Annotated in this window: 14 protein-coding genes and 2 pseudogenes; 8 read left to right on the top strand and 8 right to left on the bottom strand. The window is 70.9% G+C overall.

Features of this window, described 5'->3' with window-relative positions:
- Positions 1-384 (bottom strand): annotated as a pseudogene (locus PV682_RS43075) (ABC transporter substrate-binding protein); the annotation flags it as partial.
- Positions 385-710: 326 nt separating this feature from the next.
- Between PV682_RS43075 and PV682_RS43070 the strand changes: the two are divergent.
- Both PV682_RS43070 and PV682_RS43065 read left to right on the top strand, forming a co-directional pair.
- Positions 711-1,097 (top strand): hypothetical protein, encoded by a 387-nt coding sequence (locus PV682_RS43070; RefSeq protein ID WP_055721668.1) that lies wholly within the window; start codon positions 711-713, stop codon positions 1,095-1,097.
- Between the two features lie 346 nt (positions 1,098-1,443).
- Positions 1,444-1,710: a hypothetical protein gene (locus PV682_RS43065; protein ID WP_319738259.1), complete on the top strand. Its 267-nt coding sequence runs from the start codon at positions 1,444-1,446 to the stop codon at positions 1,708-1,710.
- Positions 1,711-1,837: 127 nt separating this feature from the next.
- Here the strand turns inward: PV682_RS43065 and PV682_RS43060 are convergent, their stop codons facing one another.
- Both PV682_RS43060 and PV682_RS43055 read right to left on the bottom strand, forming a co-directional pair.
- A complete protein-coding gene (locus tag PV682_RS43060) occupies positions 1,838-2,749 on the bottom strand; it encodes an alpha/beta hydrolase (protein ID WP_319738256.1) in 912 nt (303 codons plus the stop codon).
- A 78-nt stretch (positions 2,750-2,827) separates the two neighbouring features.
- Positions 2,828-3,841 (bottom strand): NADP-dependent oxidoreductase, encoded by a 1,014-nt coding sequence (locus PV682_RS43055; RefSeq protein WP_319738254.1) that lies wholly within the window; start codon positions 3,839-3,841, stop codon positions 2,828-2,830.
- 149 nt (positions 3,842-3,990) lie between these two features.
- On the opposite strand from PV682_RS43055, the gene PV682_RS43050 reads away from it, so the two are divergent.
- Positions 3,991-4,464: a winged helix-turn-helix transcriptional regulator gene (locus tag PV682_RS43050; protein WP_319738253.1), complete on the top strand. Its 474-nt coding sequence runs from the start codon at positions 3,991-3,993 to the stop codon at positions 4,462-4,464.
- Between the two features lie 54 nt (positions 4,465-4,518).
- On the opposite strand, the gene PV682_RS43045 is transcribed toward PV682_RS43050, so the two are convergent.
- Together PV682_RS43045 and PV682_RS43040 are read right to left on the bottom strand one after the other, a co-directional pair.
- Positions 4,519-5,337, bottom strand: a complete 819-nt coding sequence (locus PV682_RS43045; RefSeq protein ID WP_319738252.1) for a LuxR C-terminal-related transcriptional regulator — start codon at positions 5,335-5,337, stop codon at positions 4,519-4,521.
- A gap of 689 nt (positions 5,338-6,026) precedes the next feature.
- A complete protein-coding gene (locus PV682_RS43040; protein WP_319738250.1) occupies positions 6,027-7,709 on the bottom strand; it encodes a CocE/NonD family hydrolase in 1,683 nt (560 codons plus the stop codon).
- A gap of 768 nt (positions 7,710-8,477) precedes the next feature.
- On the opposite strand from PV682_RS43040, the pseudogene PV682_RS43035 reads away from it, so the two are divergent.
- Positions 8,478-8,867 (top strand): annotated as a pseudogene (locus PV682_RS43035) (ATP-binding cassette domain-containing protein); the annotation flags it as partial.
- Between the two features lie 58 nt (positions 8,868-8,925).
- Here PV682_RS43035 and PV682_RS43030 read toward each other — a convergent pair.
- From PV682_RS43030 to PV682_RS43020, 3 genes are all read right to left on the bottom strand, one after another.
- Entirely contained in the window at positions 8,926-9,768 is an 843-nt protein-coding gene (locus PV682_RS43030; RefSeq protein WP_319738248.1) for an alpha/beta fold hydrolase, read from the bottom strand.
- 73 nt (positions 9,769-9,841) lie between these two features.
- Positions 9,842-10,396, bottom strand: a complete 555-nt coding sequence (locus PV682_RS43025) for a TetR/AcrR family transcriptional regulator (protein ID WP_319738247.1) — start codon at positions 10,394-10,396, stop codon at positions 9,842-9,844.
- Positions 10,393-10,833: a nuclear transport factor 2 family protein gene (locus PV682_RS43020; protein WP_319738246.1), complete on the bottom strand. Its 441-nt coding sequence runs from the start codon at positions 10,831-10,833 to the stop codon at positions 10,393-10,395. The genes PV682_RS43025 and PV682_RS43020 overlap by 4 nt, the downstream gene beginning before the upstream one ends.
- 155 nt (positions 10,834-10,988) lie before the next feature.
- On the opposite strand from PV682_RS43020, the gene PV682_RS43015 reads away from it, so the two are divergent.
- The 4 genes from PV682_RS43015 to PV682_RS43000 all read left to right on the top strand — a co-directional run bounded on the left by PV682_RS43015 (position 10,989) and on the right by PV682_RS43000 (position 16,219).
- Complete coding sequence (locus PV682_RS43015) at positions 10,989-12,248, top strand: TraB/GumN family protein (RefSeq protein ID WP_319738244.1); 1,260 nt, start codon at positions 10,989-10,991, stop codon at positions 12,246-12,248.
- Between the two features lie 215 nt (positions 12,249-12,463).
- Positions 12,464-13,888 carry an NDP-hexose 2,3-dehydratase family protein gene (locus tag PV682_RS43010; RefSeq protein ID WP_319738242.1) on the top strand — a complete coding sequence of 475 codons (1,425 nt, stop codon included), beginning with the start codon at positions 12,464-12,466 and terminating at the stop codon, positions 13,886-13,888.
- A complete protein-coding gene (locus PV682_RS43005; RefSeq protein ID WP_319738239.1) occupies positions 13,885-14,856 on the top strand; it encodes a Gfo/Idh/MocA family protein in 972 nt (323 codons plus the stop codon). The genes PV682_RS43010 and PV682_RS43005 overlap by 4 nt, the downstream gene beginning before the upstream one ends.
- A gap of 280 nt (positions 14,857-15,136) precedes the next feature.
- Positions 15,137-16,219, top strand: a complete 1,083-nt coding sequence (locus PV682_RS43000) for an SGNH/GDSL hydrolase family protein (RefSeq protein ID WP_319738237.1) — start codon at positions 15,137-15,139, stop codon at positions 16,217-16,219.
- Positions 16,220-16,323 lie beyond the last annotated feature (104 nt).

Here is a 16,323-nt window from a genome sequence, read left to right as displayed (position 1 = left end):
GGTGAAGTCCTGGAGGGTCTGGAGCTGGACGACGTCGGGGACGAGGGTGCCGGTGGCGAGCTGGTTGTCGATGCGGACGTCGTGGTACTTGCTGTAGTCGACGATCAGCGTCAGGTCGATGCCGGGGAAGCGGGCCTTGAAGCCCGCCTTCGTGCCGTCCTGCTGGGTCGGGGTGTCACCCCCGGCGTACACGACGAGCTTGCCGCCCTCCTTGAGCGCGGCCCGGTAGAGCTCGTCGAGGCTGCGGGTCTCCTCGGGGCCGGCGTGCTGCCGGGCGGCGGGCGCGGCCGAGGAAGTGGGCGCGAGGACGCCGGCCGCGCCGAGACCGAGGGCGACACCGGTACCGGTGGTGAGGACACGTCGTCTGCTGAGGAAGCTGGACACGCTGGGAGGGCCTTCCTGACGGGGGAGGGATGAGTGCCGGGCGCCTTGGCGATCGTCATTGTTGTGCGGCCGGACACGGCCCCGCGTCGTCCGTACGGAGAGAAGGGGCTGTCGAGGGGTGGAACCCCCGTTCAACCGATCGGTTGAACGCGGCCGGCATCCGGGACGCCGGCCGACGCCGCAAGGGGCGGGCTCCGCACCCTGACATCTGTCAGGGACGCGACGGACCGAGCGCCCTCTAGCCTTCGAGACGCCGGCTCGCGGTACCGCTGCCGCCCACCCCGCCGCCCGGCGCACCACCCACCGTCCCCAGGGAGAACACACCCATGATCAAGTCCGTGAGAACCGCCCTCGCGACCGTCGCGACCACCGCCCTCGCCGCCACCGGCCTCGTCTTCGGCACGGCCGGCTCCGCCCACGCGACCGGCCACGGCCCGGGCTACTACGGCGTCTGGGCCTCCGGCGTCAACGTCCGCGCCGGTGGCGGGGAACAGTGCTACCTCTACCCGTCGGCCTTCAACTGCCCCGACATCCAGACCACGGTGAGCAGCCCGGCCCAGGTGTGGGTGTACTGCCAGCAGGAGGGTTCGCAGACCGTCGGCAACAACCCGTACTGGGTCTGGGTCCTCACCCCGAGCGGCCACCGCGGCTACATGGCCAGCTACTACATCGACAACGTCACCAACTCCATCGACGGCCTCGAACGCTGCTGACGACCACGACGCCCGCGCCCGGCCGGGGCCTCCGGCCGGGCCCGCCGCGAAAGAAACAGGCGTGGCCGACCGGATGGTCATCGAGGCACAGAAGTCCATCAACTCCCGTCATCGAGGGCGGCAGCGAACCGACCCGCGCGGGAAAGCGGGCCTTCGACATCCTGATGAGCTACGACGGACTGGTCACCCGGCTCGCACGTACCGTCAGAATGCGCAAGGCCATCATCCAGGCCCCGCTGGTCGGGGAACCAGAACCACGGCACCGCGATGCTCGGCCTGCACCGGGTGTTCGAGCAGTGCAACGCGCCCCTGCGCGGCCTGTGACGCACCCCCGGAAAGGGCGAGCATGACCGACTCGTCCCCGCGCCCGCCGCGCCGGACGGGCAGGACCCTCAAGGGGTATGCGACCAACCACGCCTCTGGGGCGGCCGTCGCGATCCGCCCGGCCTGGTACCCGGACGGCGCCGAGGGTGGCCTCTTCCTCCACCGACTGGCCACCGTCCGCGGCAACCTCGACGAGTACCGGGGCGTGGTGGCCTGGGGCGGAGACTTCCGCCGCGCCCGAACGGGGCCCGCTTCCAGATCGACGTACCCCCCTCGGACGCCCGCCTGAAGCGGCTCGCGGGCAGGAGCCGAGGGCGGGAGGACAGCTGTGGCCAGGGCGCGGGAACGCTCACCCTGGGCGCCTGACCTCGGCTGCGTGCCCGGTCCGCATGTCGGCCGGTGACTGCGGGGCCTCCTCAGGTGCCCAGGTGCCGGCGAAGCCACTGGCCCATCTGCTGGATGGCCCGGTCGACCTCGGGCACGCGTCCCGCGCCCAGGACGAACGAGTGCTGTCCCTCGGGCAACGGGTGGACCTCGGTGACGATTCCGAAGTCCGCGAGGCGGCGGGCGAGTTGAGCGCCGTCGTCGGCGAGGGTCTCGTGTTCGCCGTAGTGGACGAGCGTGGGCGGCAGGCCGGTCAGGTCGGCGTTCACGAGGCTGATCCCGGGGGCGGCGTAGTCCACTCCGGGCTCCTGTAGCCAGGATGCGCGGAAGAGTTCGAGGATGCCTCTGCCGAGCATCTTGTCGTTGTCCTCGTTCTCGTCCACCGACGCGTTCCGGAGGGTGAGATCGGTCCAGGGGGAGACGCTGACGATCGCGCCCGGGGTGGCCTCCCCCTGCGCGAGCAGGCGCAGCGGCAGCATCACGGCGAGGGTGCCGCCGATCGAGTGGCCCGTGCTGCCGATGTTCCGCGGCTCGTACCCCTGGGAGAGCAGCCACCGGTAGGCGGTCTCGGCGTCGTCGAGCTGTGCCGGGTGGGGGTGTTCGGGTGCCAGGCGGAAGTCCACGACGAGGGAGCGGGCGCCGGCGGCCTTGGCTATGTGACCGGCGGCCTTGCGGTCCGAGTGCATCGAGGCGGTGACCGACCCGCCGAAGTGGAAGTGGAGCAGCGCGCGATCGGGGCGGGCGTCCTCGGGAATGCACCACAGGGCGGGGACACCGCCCGCGTCGACCTCGGCGTAGGTGACGCCTTCCGGCTCGGCCGACGCCCGGTGGTTCGTCTCCACGATGTCGCGGACGACAGCGAGATCGAGGCCCGGTGTCGAGGCCCTCGCGCTCACGCTCTCCAGGAACTGCGCGAACTCCTGTGCCGCTGGACTCGCTCCCACGGTGTGCTCCTTCACGGTTCGGTGCCACGCCCGCTGCCGGCGGGCGTGCCGGTTGATGCGCGGTTGCGGACGGCTCGGTCAGTCGTCGTGGGGTGCCATGGAGACCACGACCTTGCCGGACCTGGTCCGGTTCTGTTCGAGGTACGCCATCGCTTCGAGGGTCTGGTCGAACGGGAAGACCGCGTCGATGACCGGGCGGAGCTTCCCGCTGTCGTACAGGGCGCCGAGCGTGCGCAGTTGGGAACCGCTGGCCTGCATGAAGAAGAACTCGTAGCGCACGCCGAGCGCCTTGGCCCGCTTGCGGATCTTGCGGCTGAGGGCGTTCATGAGGACGCTCAGGGGGAGCGGGGCTCCCAGCTGCTCGGCGAAGCCCGCGTCCGGCGGGCCGGCGACGCCGATGGCCAGACCGCCGGGCTTCAGTACGGTCAGCGACTTCTCCAGGTTCGCCCCGCCGAGGGAGTCCAGCACCAGGTCGTAGCCGGAGAGCGTTTGCGAGAAGTCTTCCTTGGTGTAGTCGACGACGATGTCGGCGCCGAGGCTCCTGACCAGCTTCTCGGAGTCGGGGCCCGCTGTCGTCGCCACCGTGGCGCCGAGGTGCTTGGCCAGCTGGATGACCGTCGATCCGAGGCCCCCGGCGCCGGCGTGGACGAGCACCTTCTGGCCCGGCTTCACGTGCGCGCGCTCGACGAGGATCTGCCAGGCGGTCAGGGCCACCAGAGGCACCGCGGCTGCCTCCTGGGCGGTCAGCGAGGCCGGCTTGGGCGCGACGTCGTCCTCGTCGATGGCGATGAACTCCGCGAACCCTCCGATGCGCAGGTCGCGCGGACGGGCGTAGACCTCGTCGCCGGCCTTGAAGCCGCGTACGGCGGGGCCGACCCGCACCACGACACCGGCCACGTCGTGGCCCAGCACGAACGGGCGCCGGTACTTCAGGAGGTGCTTGAACTCCCCATTGCGGACCATCTTGTCCAGCGGGTTGACGCCGGCGGCGCGCACGCGCACCAGGACGTCGCGGTCCCGGACGGCGGGCTCGGGCACCTGGGCGGCGCGTGTGCCGCCCGGGCCGTACTTCTCGACGACGAATGCCTTCATGTCGGCTGCCTTACTCGGTGATCTTCTCCGTGGCCGGTGCGTGTCCCGCGCCAACCGTGACGCTACTCGCTGAGTATAGAAAAGTAAACTCAGGCGAGGTTAGAATCACCCCTATGAATGCGTGGACGGAAGTTGTTCAGGATGCCGGCATGGACCCCCGTCTCGACCGGGACGCGTCGAACTGCTCGATCGCGCGGACCCTGGAGATCGTGGGGGAGAAGTGGACGATCCTGATCCTGCGTGAGGTCTGGTACGGCTCGTCCCGCTTCGGCGACTTCGAACGCGTCCTCGGCTGTCCCCGCAACCTCCTCGCGGCGCGCCTGCGGATGCTCGTGGACGAAGGGATCCTCGCCACCGAGACCTACAAGGAGCCCGGCTCACGGAGCCGGCCCAAGTACGTGATCACCCCCAAGGGCATGGACCTGGTCCCCGCCGTCCTGGGGCTGTTGCAGTGGGGCGACCGCTACCGCGCCGACCCCGAAGGGCCCGCCGTACTGTCGAGGCACCGCGAATGCGGCGCGCACGTCGACGTCCAGATCCGCTGCGAAGAGGGCCATGCCGTCCAGGCGGCCGACATCGAGAGCGTCCCCGGCCCGGCCTTCCGCATGAAGCCCGCCGGGTGAACTGAGCACGATCGCGCACGGCGAACGACGCCGAGAGCGTGCGCGCGGACCGGGTCAGGGCAGAAGGCCGGCGCGACGGGCGATCACGACGGCTTCGAGGCGGGTGGTCGCGTGGAGCTTGGACATCGCGGACTTCATGTAGCTCTTCACGGTCTGCGAGGTCAGTCCGAGCCGCTCGGCGATGGTCTTGTTGGGCAGCCCGCAGGACGCGAGAGCGAGTACGTCCAGCTCTCGCCCGGTCAGGTCGTCCAGGGGGCGTTTCCCGGTGCCGGGCTCGGTGAGCCGTTGCGCGATGTCGTGGAGTGCGCGTTCCAGCGCGGGGTCCGAGACGCGCCGGCCGAGCGTCCGTAGCTCGGTGTACGCCTCCCGAACGCGCTCACGCAGGCTTCCGAGATCCGCGTCCATCTCCTCCTGGCTGCCCCGCAGGGCGTGCGCGGTGACGAGTTCCTGTTCCAGCGCGCGGGCCTCGTCCTTGAGGCCGTCCTGGATCCGGTCGCCCACGATCTCGTCGGTGCGGAACGCCGCGTACATCAGCGCTATGGGCCTGCGGTCGACGACCACCGGTACGGCGGCGATGGAACGGATGCCTTCGGCGCGGATGATGAGGTCGTAACGGTGGGTGATCTGGTCGCAGGAGAAGTAGTCGTTCACCGCGATCGGCCGGCGTGAGGCCACTGCTCGGCCACCCAGTCCTTCGCCATGGCGCAGGACCACTCCGGGCAGGGCACCCGCTGTCGGCCCCGCGAAGTTGCCGAGTACCAGGTCGTCGGCGGGGGTGACGGAGCCTGCGAAGGCCAGCGAGACACCTGTTGCCCTGCGGACGCGCTCGGCCGTCCGGTCGAGCCGGTGGGGGAGGTCATCGGCGATCTTCATCGATCCCCTTCTTCGTACATGCCTGGCGCGGTGTCCGAACGTCATGGCGAAGGGAAGGCGGAAGCGGTCGTTCTCGGCGAAGGCCCAGCCGCTCGCCATGAGGCCCTCTTTGAGGGCTGCGGCTCCACCTCGGCAGGCGGAGAGAGTGGGCCGCACGGTCTCCCGGCTGCTTCCCTTGGGCGCGTGAGCGCTGTTCACATTGATATCAGACCAACGGAGCCCGTCATCGGTCGGGCTCGTCCTGGGGTACCGGCTGTCCACGTGCTCCGGCGGGGTGCTGGTGGGCGCGAGCGGTCGCGGGGCCGGGGCAGGTCCCAGCCGGTCGGCCCGGCCGTGTCCGCCGCCGGCTGTTGGTCGAAGCCGCGTTCCGCGTGATGGCTCGCGACGGTGTCGCAGCCGCTTCGACGCGAGCCATCACGCAGGAGGCCGGGATGCCCCCACGGAGCGTTCCACTACTGCTTCGGCGGCGAGCAGGACCTCTACCGCACGCTGCTGGCCGCGGGGATCGATGTGGACCTCGACACTCTCTGGGCAGCCGTACGCCTCAGCTGCCGTTCGAGTGTCCGTGATCACCGCGTCGTCCGCCGGTCCTCGTCCCTGGGGGGAGTCCGTGCGGAGGGTATGGCGACGGGCAGGGCCGGAACGCGTTCCGCTGTCGAACCGGCGTGGGCGGCCGATGGCCTCCTGCTTCAGCCTGCGGACGTGGGGACGACGGGCAGGACGATGCGGGAGGGGCGTGCGGCGTCGTGGGCGACCTGTTGGTGGGCCGGACGGGAGTCCGTCTTGCCGTCGAGGAAGCCGGCGGTGTTGAGGTTGCGGTCCCAGCGGGGGAAGTTGCTGGAGGTGACGTGGACGCGTATGCGGTGTCCGGCGAGGAAGACATGGCTCGTCGACCACAGGTCGACGGTGTGCTCGGTGAACTCTCCCGGTGTGGTGACCGACCGCACGATCCCGTCGACGACGTTGCGGGAGACGCCCGCGGTGTCGACGTCGCAGAGCCGGACGACCCAGTCCGTGGTCGGGGCGTCGGTCGCCGCGTGGAGAATCGCGCGGACGCGGCCGGTGACCTCCAGGTCCTCGGTCAGCGGCTCCGTGGTGTGGACGAGGACATCCGGCCGTGCTTCGACGGCGGCCTGATCGAGGGGGCCCGGCCGGAAGTTCTCCGTCATCAGGAGCGCGCCGCCCGTGGTCGGCACGGGGTCGGCGGGGTCGTAGGTGTAGGTCTCGCTCTCCTCACCCGCCTGCGGGAGGGTGAAGGTGAGCGCCCCGTCCGACCGCAGGAACAGGTCCGTGGGGACGGCGCGGGTCAAGGGCCACTCCTGCTCCTCGCGCCACTCGTTCCTGCCCATGACGAAGAGCAGTACCGGGGGCAACTGCGGCCCCGACGGGGTGGTTTCGGGGGTGAGCCACTGCCGGAGCCATGCGCTCTGGATGTCGGTGAGGCTGCCGCGGAACCCGAGGAGTTCCGCGCTCGCCGCCATGCCGAAGTCGACGTCGCCGATCTGGTGACCGTGGTTGACATGTGTCCAGGGGCCCATGATCAGAGTGCTGGGCCGCTCTGCCGCGTGGCTCGCGGTGAAGTTGTCGAGGGTGCCCTGACTGAAGACGTCGTACCAGCCGCCGGTGTGCAGGCTGGGCAGGTCGACTTCGGCTTGGCGTCCCGCGACCCGGCAGGCCGAGCTCCACCCGGGCTCCTGGCGGGAGCGCTCGTAGCCGATGTCCGGTACGCCGTGGCGCCGGAAGGCGGGATGCCGGCCGGCGGGCAGTTCCCGGTATCCGGACGTCGTGGCCATGTCCAGGTCGTGGACCAGCGCCTGGAGCGCCGCCGGGAGTGCGGCCGGGGTGGCGGCGTGCCGGCGCAGGACGGTGTCCACTCCCTGCCGCAAGGACCAGGGCAGCGCGATGCCCAGCTCACGGGCCCCTCCCCGCGCGAAGAGCCCGTCGTCCGGTTCGGAGAAGGTGTCGAGCGGAGCGATCGCTTTCAGCTCGGGCGGACCGGACAGCGCGGCCATCCACTGCGTGTTGCCGAAGTAGCTCTGCCCGAACATGCCGACGCGGCCGTTGGAGCCCGGGAGGGTCGCGGCCCAGCGGACCGTGTCGTAGCCGTCGTCGGCCTCGTGCGTCCACGGGTCCCACGCGCCGTCAGAGGCGAACCGGCCCCGGGTGTCCTGGATCACGACGAGGAATCCCTTGCGAGCCAGGCCCGTCGGGTCGAGAGCGCCGATCAGCATCGGGGTGTTCTTGCCGTACGGGAGACGGGTGAGCAGGACGGGCCATGGTCCGCCTTCCGCGGGCTGATACACATCCGCCCGCAGCACAGTGCCGTCGCGCATGGTGGCGGGAACGTCGTAGCGGGCCGTCACGTCGTGCATGTACCGGTTCCTTCTGTCGCGCCGAGTCGAGGAATTCCGGACTCTCGCAGGCCGCATCACGCCCCGGCACCCCCGAAATAGGGGTGGCGCGACCGGAGACGGGTGAGCCCCACGGGGCACCAGGACGGCCTTGCCCAGTGGGCCCGTGTCCCTGAGATGTACTCGGAGAGCGCGAGGTTCGCCTCGGCCCGCGAAGGCACGACCGCGGACGCATGCCGTCGTGATCGGCATCCACAGCTGCTCCGGGAGGGTGTTGATCCTTGCGGGATCCGGCGCGAAAAGACTGACAGTCGCACAAATCCCCGACAGGCCCCATGGACGCCTCAACACCCGCACGCACCAAGCAAGTCGCTGGCTTGATGGACGTGTACGGGGCGCGCCGCGTGGAGCCGCCCCGGCGCGGGCTCACCTCTGCCGGTTCGGCCTTGCGCATCAGTCGCTCGCCCTGCTTCTGTCCGACCCGGGAGCCGTCGCGCTTCAGGACGCGTGGACGCGCGGCGAGCCGTGGATCCCGCGCCGGAATCGGTGTCGATCTGCCGGATCGGGCAGCCGTCTTTTCTCGGGCGCCTGCTCCTGTACGTCATCCTCGGAGCTGACGCACAGCCATACCTGAGAGCTGCCAGGCCCGTTCGGGCGTCGGCTTCAGGTAGTCGGTCATTCGGCTGATACGCGGAGAGGGGTACGGGCCGGACGATGAAGGGAGTTCCCGGTTGGATACGCCGCAGGCGTGCATCTGGCCGTCCGCGTCCTCGATCGGTGCAAGACCTCGTGACCACAGTGCAGTCCGCGACCCGCACTCCTGCTCTCGCCGCCCGTGCTACCGGCCTGTCCAAGGTCTATGGGCAGGGAGATACCCGGGTGGTCGCTCTCGACCGGGTCAGCGTCGGCTTCGAGCAGGCCTGGTTCACGGCGGTCATGGGGCCGTCCGGGTCCGGCAAGTCCACGCTGATGCACTGAGTGGCCGGACTGGACAGCTTCTCCTCCGGCTCGGTCAGCGTCGGAGACAAGGAGTGGCTGGACACCGTCATCGGGATGGTCGGCCTGTCGGACCGGCTCATGCACCGCCCCGCCCAGCTCTCGGGCGGCCAGCAGCAGCGTGTCGCTGTCGCCCGGGCGCTCGCGTCCAAGACGCCGGCGGGCCAGGGGGGCGCTCCATCGTTCTTGTGAGTTGGGCCCTCCCCCGCACGTTCCACCGGCACTCGTACTGACCACGGCGTCACGGCGACGGTGCATGCTCGTTCAGGTGGTCGACGATCAGGCTGGTGAGGACCTCGGGAGCTTCGTCGGGGACCCAGTGACCGATGCCGTGGAGTGCGTGGAACGAGTAGGGGCCGCTCACCCATTCTCCCGTGGCCCGGGCTGCGGTGGACCCGAGGGCGATGTCCTCGGTGCCCCAGACGTAGAGCGTGGGTACCTGGATCTTTCCGACGGCGGCGTCGGGCCGGTCGGCTCGGTAGTAGTTGAGGGCCGCGCTCAGCGCACCGGGTTCGGAGAGGCGTTGGACGTATGCGTCGATGTGACGGTCGGGAACCTTGCCCTGGTACAGGGAACGCAGGAGCGCGGCGTCGTCTGACAGGAAGCGGGCCTCCGTGTCGGGGCTGCGCCAGTCCTGTTGGTACTGGGAGCGGCGGCGCTGATCGGCGTCGACGCGATGTGCCTCGGCCAGCGCGCTGGGATGCGGCGTCGACACAGCCGTGAGGGTGCGCAGTCGCCCGGGGTGCCGGGCCGCCGTCCACCAGGCGATGGCGCCGCCCCAGTCGTGTCCGACGAGGTCGAAGCGGTCCCAGGCCAGTGAGTCGGCCACCGCGAGAACGTCCCCGACGAGTTCACCTACCCCGTACGCGTCGGCGCGCATCGGGCGTACGCCTGGCGAATAGCCGCGGGTGTCGGGCGCGACCGCGCGGAAGCCACGGTCGCCCAGCGCGGTCAGGTACTCCTCCCAGAGCATGGCCGTCTGGGGAAAGCCGTGCAGGAGCAGGACGGGGCGCCCGTCGGCGGGCCCCGCCGCGATCGCGTCGAAGGTGCCGGAAGCCGACCGGATCTCAAGGTGTTCTGTCATGGTGTGTCCATTTCAGGAAGGCGGGCGGCATGCCGTGGCGCTGCGGGTGCCCACTGCAAGGGCCGGTCGTGCCTCATCGCGCGTCGGCGGGCGGGTCCGCGAGGCCGATGATCCAGGCGCACCACTGCGTATCGGCGCGCCGTTCGGGCAGGTCGAGCACGGTGGAGACGGTCAGGACGAGACCGGTGGCCAGGAAGGAACGCACCTGCATAGGGTCGGCGCCCGTCAGGCGGGTGATGGTCTGCTGGAGGTCGAGCTGCCGCGCCCGTACCGACTCCTGGACCACCGGGTCGCCTGCGGCGGCGTAGGCTTGCAACAGGACGGGGCCGACGCTGGGCCGGCTCTGCAAGAGGTGCCGGTAGGCGTCACCGAGCGCGCTGAGCGTCGGTTCGGTGCTCTCGAACGTGGCCTCGATCCTGTCGTAGGCCGCGTGCACGACCTGAAGGAACAGATCACGCTTCGAGCCGAACATCTGCACGATCCGGGGATGCGAGATCCCGACCCGGGCGGCGATCGCCTCGATCCCTGCCCCCGACAGTCCCCTGAGGGCGAACTCCGCGTCGGCCGCTTCCATGATCTCGGCCCGCCGTACCGCCGCAGGCTTGCGCGTGCGGCCCGGCTCGGTCACTGCCCGGTGTCCGCGCGCTCGAGCTGGCTCAGGACGTAGCGGTAGTCGTACAGGCATCGGTAGGCGTGGATCAGCCCGTCCTCTCCCAGCTCCAGCCGGTCGTCGCCGTGGAACTCGACGCGCTGGTCCGTGCCGGCCAGGGTTCCCGAGAAGTGCCACGCCACCAGTACGGCCCGCCGTGTCGCCTCCCCGTACAGCCCCATCCGCGTGAACGAGTAGTCGGGAAAGGCGTGGGCCATCCGCGTCACGAAGTCGCGGATGTTGTCCGGGCCGTGCGCCGTCTCGCCGAGCGCCGGCTCGTCGTACACCAGGTCTTCGGCGCACAACGCTGCCGCGGCGTCGCCGTCGTGCTCGTTCCAGGCCCGCTGCCATCGATCGCAGAACGCCTCAAGGGCCTTGATGTCTGTTGCGGCCACTTCGGCCACCGTCGTAACCATGCTGATAACTTACAGGTAAGTAAGAAGAGGCGGCAAGGGCCGGCCCCCGCCCGCGTGAAAGGGCAAGCCCTCTGCACCCGTACCTGCCCGCCCGGACGTACCGCAGAGCGGGCAGGTACGGCAACCCTGGACGCCGGGGGTACGAGAGGGGACGTATGCGGGCGCGGCAGAGCGGTGACGAGCAGGAGAGGCAACCGCGGGGAGCCGCGCACGCCGTACGGCCGCAGGCCGCGGCCCCGATGCTCGGGCTCCAGCCGCTCATCGGGAACGCGGCGGTCTCCCGCATCGTCGAACAGCGCCGCACCGCACCGGCGATCCAGCGCGTCACCGAGGACGAACTGCACCAGCACCCGCCGGGCCCCTCCCTGCGGGTACGCGGCCCCCGCCGCTCCTTCTCGGGCGGGCGCACCCCGAACACGCTGACGGCCGCCGAATGGCAGAGCCTGCCCCAGGCCACCCGGAACGCCAGCACCAAGGAGCGCCTGGACATCGGCGTCGACCCGCAGACGCTCCAGGAGACCGACCCGCAGCTCCACCAGAGCCTCGGCAACCTCAACAGACTCGCGCCCGGCGTGCCCTGGGCGGCCGGACGCAACGCGGTCCTCGAAGGCATCGGCCGCGCCGACCCCGCCACGGCCGGCCACTGGAACCAGCAGGACGCCCGCGACACACAACTCGGCCTCGACGCACGGGCCGTACGCGACGCGTACACGGAGACCCCGGCGGACCGTCAGCAGCGCCACCAGGACGTGGACAACGCCCTGGCCGGCGCCGCCACCCCGGACGCGATGGGCGACCTGACCGCCCTGCTCGCCCAGTACGAGGGCGTGGCCATCGGCGGACCCCACTCCGGGGCGCGGATCTGGGAGTTCCTGATCACCAACATGGCGGCCATCCGGGCAGCCGGCGTCAGCACCCTCTACCTGGAGAGCATCCGCGAGGACGGCTACCAGCCACAGGTCGACGCGTACCTCGCGAGCGGCACCATGAGCCCCGAACTCCAGGCGTTCGTCACCCGCTACGACGGCAGCATGAACCTGCCCCCGGCGGCCGGACTGCAAGCCACGCTCGCCGCCGCCCAGACACACGGCATGCGCGTCAAGGGCGTGGACGGCCGCCCGGCCCGCCGTCCGGCGATGTCGGCGACCACCCTCTTCGAACGCGCCGCCGCCATGAACACGTACGCCTCCCAGGCCGTCACCCGCGACCGCCGCGATCCGGCCGCGGCAGGCGGCTACCTCATGGAACTCGGCGCCGCACACACCGGGATGCACGCGGGCCCGTCCCAGGACACGACCGTGCGCGGCGCGCCGTTCCAGCAGGACGAGGGCTTCCCCGGCATCGACGACCTCCTGGGCATCCCGGCCGTCGGCTACGAGGCCGACGACCGCTTCCGCCGCCTGCCCAACCCCTGAAACGGCGGAACCTCTCGTCCTGCCCGGCGGCAGACCGCGGCACCCCACCGGACGCGCCAACAAGGTGCCGGAAAAGCTGGAGGGCGTGGAGCTGGGGAGGGCCCGGAGCGCTTGTTACGGTCCGGTCCTCCGCCCAGTCAGCCACTCCTGGGAGCCACCGCCATGAAGACCAGTGAGATGAGCACCCCCCACAACCTCGCGCGGGCCGGTGCGCGATGACCACGGCGCAACGCCCCCGGTCGCTCGCCGGCTCCGCGCTGACCCTCGACAGCGACCTGATGCCGCTCAGCCGCTTCCACGACTGGTTCGCCGAACGCGCGGCGGCCCACCGGTTCACCGTCGGCCGGATCCCGTTCGCCGAACTGGACGGCTGGTCGTTCGCGCCGGACACCGGCAACCTCGCCCACGACAGCGGCCGGTTCTTCACCGTCGAGGGACTGCACGTGCGAACCGACCGCACCTGGATCTCCAGCTGGGTCCAGCCGATCATCGTGCAGCCGGAGATCGGGGTGCTGGGCATCCTGGCCAAGGAGTTCGACGGCGTCCACCACTTCCTCATGCAGGCCAAGATGGAGCCCGGCAACATCAACGGGCTTCAGCTCTCCCCGACCGTCCAGGCCACCCGCAGCAACTACACGGGCGTCCACGGCGGGCGGCCCATCAAGTACCTCCCCTACTTCCGCCGGCCCCGGCGCGGCCGGGTCCTCGCCGACGTCCTCCAGTCCGAACAGGGCGCCTGGTTCCTGCACAAACGCAACCGCAACATGATCGTCGAGACCGACGAGGACGTCCCCCTCGACGACGACTTCTGCTGGCTGACCCTCGCCCAGATCCGCCGCCTGCTGCGCGTCCCGAACCTGGTGAACATGGACGCGCGCACCGTCCTGTCCTGCATCCCGCCGTACCTCGACCGCGGAAGCAGCCCGCCGAGGTCGCCGTTCGCCGGCTCGCTCCACGAATCCACCGCGCGCGGAGCCGAGGGCGTGCACGGCGGGGGAGACATCCTCAGCTGGCTCACCGAGGTACGCGCCCAGCGCGAACTCGTCCAGCGGCGCGTCCCGCTGGACCACGCCGCCGAGGGCGGCTGGATACGCGAGGACGACCGGAGCACCCACCGCGACGGCCTGTACTTCGACGTCGTCGCCGTCGAGGTGCAGGCCACCAGCCGCGAGGTGGGCTCCTGGACCCAGCCGCTGTTCGCCCCCCTCGAAGCGGGCCTGCTCGCCCTGCTGGTCAAACAGGTCGACGGGGTCCTGCACGCCCTGGTCGAGGCCCGTACGGACGCCGGGCTCCTCAACGTCGCCGAACTCGCCCCCACCGTGCAGTGCCAGCCGGCCAACTACCGCGGCGTACCGCCCGAACACCGCCCCAGGTTCCTCGACCACGTCCTGTCGGTCGCGCCGGAACAGATCCGCTTCGACGTCCTCCAGTCCGAGGAGGGCGGGCGCTTCCACCACGCCCAGAACCGCTACCTGATCGTCGAGGTCGGCGACGAGTTCCCGCTCGACGTCCCCGAGGAGTACCGCTGGCTCACCGTCGACCAGCTCGGCGACCTCCTCCAGCACAGCAACTACCTCAACGTCGAACTGCGCAGCTGCGTCGCCTGCCTGCACGCCCTGCGCAGCGGAGGACCGGCATGACCGCCCTGCGGTTCGGGGTGCTCGGCTGCGCCGACATCGCCGTGCGCAAGATGATCCCCGCCCTCCTGGACCACGCGGACCACGCGACCCTGACCGCCGTGGCCAGCCGGGACGCCGCGAAGGCCGAACGGCTCGCCGCCCGCCACGGCTGTACGGCGGTCACCGGGTACGAGGCTCTCCTGGACCGCGCCGACATCGACGCCGTGTACGTCCCCCTCCCCGCGACGCTGCACGCCGAGTGGATCGAACGCGCCCTGCGCGCGGGCAAGCACGTCCTCGCCGAGAAGCCGCTGTGCGCCGACGCCCCCACGGCGGCCCGCCTCTTCGCCCTCGCCCGCCAGCGCGGACTGCTGCTGTTCGAGAACGTCATGTTCCTCCACCACAGCCAGCACACCGCCGTCACCGAGGCGCTCGCCGACGGCACGATCGGCGAACTGCGCGCCTTCACCGGCACGTTCACGATCCCCCCGAAACCCCCGGGCGACATCCGCACCCTGCCCGTCGGCGGCGGCATGCTCCTGGAGGCCGGCATCTACCCGCTCCGGGCCGCCCAGCACTTCCTGGGCCCCGGCCTCACCGTCACCGGCGCCGTCCTGCGCCGTCGCGCCGGGGTCGTCCTCTCGGGCGCGATCCTGCTGAGCGACGCGACCGGCGTGCCCGCGCACGTGACGTTCGGGATGGAGCACGCCTACCGCGCCTCCTACGAACTCGCGGGCACCACCGGCCGGCTGGGCCTCGACCGGGCGTTCACCCCGCCGGAGACGTACCAGCCCGTGCTCCGGGTCCGGCGGCAGGACCACTTCGAGGAACGGACCCTGCCCGCCGACCACCAGTTCGCCAACGTGGTCCGCGTCTTCACCGACGCCGTGCGGCGCGGTGACGGCCTCACCGCGTACGCGGACGCCTCCGTGCGGCAGGCGGCCCTGGTCGACGAGGTGCTCGACCGGGCGGAGGTCGTCGAGGTGTGAGCGGGCGGCGGGAGGTCCGAGGTGTACGGAATCGGCGCCGAGTGTGCCGTTATGACGATTACACGTGTCATATCGGGTCGTACTTTGTCGATCAGCCACATCGAAGCGCGAGTTCCAGCCACTAGATTGATCTCTGCCTCGCCGAGAAGAGCCCAGGGCACAACTCCCGTGCTCCCACAGCGACAGCACCCCCCACGCCTCCACCCGAGGCATTCTGTCCGCCGCCGGAAAGCACAAGCCGCCCGGCAGCCCCCCATCAAGTGGAAAGCGCACGCATCCCATGAACCTGCTTCGGCGTTTCGGGCCCGGCATCGCCCTGTCCGCGATGACGGTCGTGCTGGGTACTCCGGCCCTCGCCGCCGCCCACGATGCGACGTCCGTGAAGGACGCCACGTACTACATCTCGCTCGGTGACTCCGTCGCCTCCGGCTACCAGCCGGACGTCGACAAGGACACCCGCACCGCCTACACCGACCAGCTCTACACGCAGCTCAAGCAGCGCGACCCCGGCCTGAAGCACATACGCCTGGGCTGCACCGGCGAGACGACCAAGACGCTGATCAACGGCGGCGTGTGCCGTTACCCGAAGGCGAAGTCCCAGCTGGACGCCGCGCTCAAGGCCATGGCCCAGCACCGCGGCAAGGTCGCCCTGGTGACGCTCACCGTGGGCGCCAACGACATCAAGGCGTGCGTCGGCCCGGCCGGCGCCCTCGACGCGCAGTGCCTGAACCGGACGCGCGCGACCATGGGCAAGAACATCGCCCAGATCACGGCCGCGCTGCGCAAGGCGGGCACGAAGAACACCCGGTTCGTCGGCTCGACGTACTACAACCCGTTCCTGGCGACCTGGCTGCTGGGCCCGGCGGGCCAGAAGTCCGCCAAGGACTCCGCGCCCCTGGTCAAGGCCGCCAACACGGGCATCTCGCAGGTGTTCACGTCCACCGGCTTCCAGGTCGCGGACGTCGCCGGCGCGTACTTCTCGGACGACTTCGCCACCCAGGTCGACACGCCCGCCTTCGGGAAGGTGCCGCGCAACGTCGCCACGGTCTGCAAGCTCACCTGGGTCTGCACCCCGAAGACGGACCCGCACCCCAACGCCGACGGGCACAAGGTGATCGCCGGGGCGTTCGCCGCGGTGCTCGCCAAGTCCAAGCCCGCCGCGCCGGCCACCACCGGCGAGGCGGCGGCGGTGCCCGCGAGCGCCAAGGGCGCCAACCAGCCGAGCGCCGACGGGCAGGAACTCGCCGAGACCGGCTCGTCCAGCAGCACCCCCCTCGTCGCGGGCGCGGGCCTCGCGGTCGTCGCGGCCGGCGGCGGCGCGGCCTACTTCGCGCGCCGGCGCCGCGCGGGGGCGCAGGCCTGACCGAGGTGTGAGGTGGGGGCCGCGCGCGGCGACGCGGGCGGCCCCCCCCGGCGGGGGAGGCCAAACCCCGGACCCCCGTGAGCACCACCAGGGGGCCGGCCCCT

This window comes from Streptomyces niveiscabiei (assembly GCF_033794345.1).
GTDB lineage: Bacteria > Actinomycetota > Actinomycetes > Streptomycetales > Streptomycetaceae > Streptomyces > Streptomyces niveiscabiei.
This window is presented reverse-complemented; position numbering and strand designations above follow the sequence as displayed.

Coding starts and splice junctions, on each gene's coding strand:
- PV682_RS43070 (WP_055721668.1), top strand. CDS start 711: ATGATCAAGTCCGTGAGAACCGCCCTCGCGACCGTCGCGACCACCGCC.
- PV682_RS43065 (WP_319738259.1), top strand. CDS start 1,444: ATGACCGACTCGTCCCCGCGCCCGCCGCGCCGGACGGGCAGGACCCTC.
- PV682_RS43055 (WP_319738254.1), bottom strand. CDS start 3,841: ATGAAGGCATTCGTCGTCGAGAAGTACGGCCCGGGCGGCACACGCGCC.
- PV682_RS43050 (WP_319738253.1), top strand. CDS start 3,991: ATGGACCCCCGTCTCGACCGGGACGCGTCGAACTGCTCGATCGCGCGG.
- PV682_RS43045 (WP_319738252.1), bottom strand. CDS start 5,337: ATGAAGATCGCCGATGACCTCCCCCACCGGCTCGACCGGACGGCCGAG.
- PV682_RS43040 (WP_319738250.1), bottom strand. CDS start 7,709: ATGCACGACGTGACGGCCCGCTACGACGTTCCCGCCACCATGCGCGAC.
- PV682_RS43030 (WP_319738248.1), bottom strand. CDS start 9,768: ATGACAGAACACCTTGAGATCCGGTCGGCTTCCGGCACCTTCGACGCG.
- PV682_RS43020 (WP_319738246.1), bottom strand. CDS start 10,833: ATGGTTACGACGGTGGCCGAAGTGGCCGCAACAGACATCAAGGCCCTT.
- PV682_RS43015 (WP_319738244.1), top strand. CDS start 10,989: ATGCGGGCGCGGCAGAGCGGTGACGAGCAGGAGAGGCAACCGCGGGGA.
- PV682_RS43010 (WP_319738242.1), top strand. CDS start 12,464: ATGACCACGGCGCAACGCCCCCGGTCGCTCGCCGGCTCCGCGCTGACC.
- PV682_RS43005 (WP_319738239.1), top strand. CDS start 13,885: ATGACCGCCCTGCGGTTCGGGGTGCTCGGCTGCGCCGACATCGCCGTG.
- PV682_RS43000 (WP_319738237.1), top strand. CDS start 15,137: ATGAACCTGCTTCGGCGTTTCGGGCCCGGCATCGCCCTGTCCGCGATG.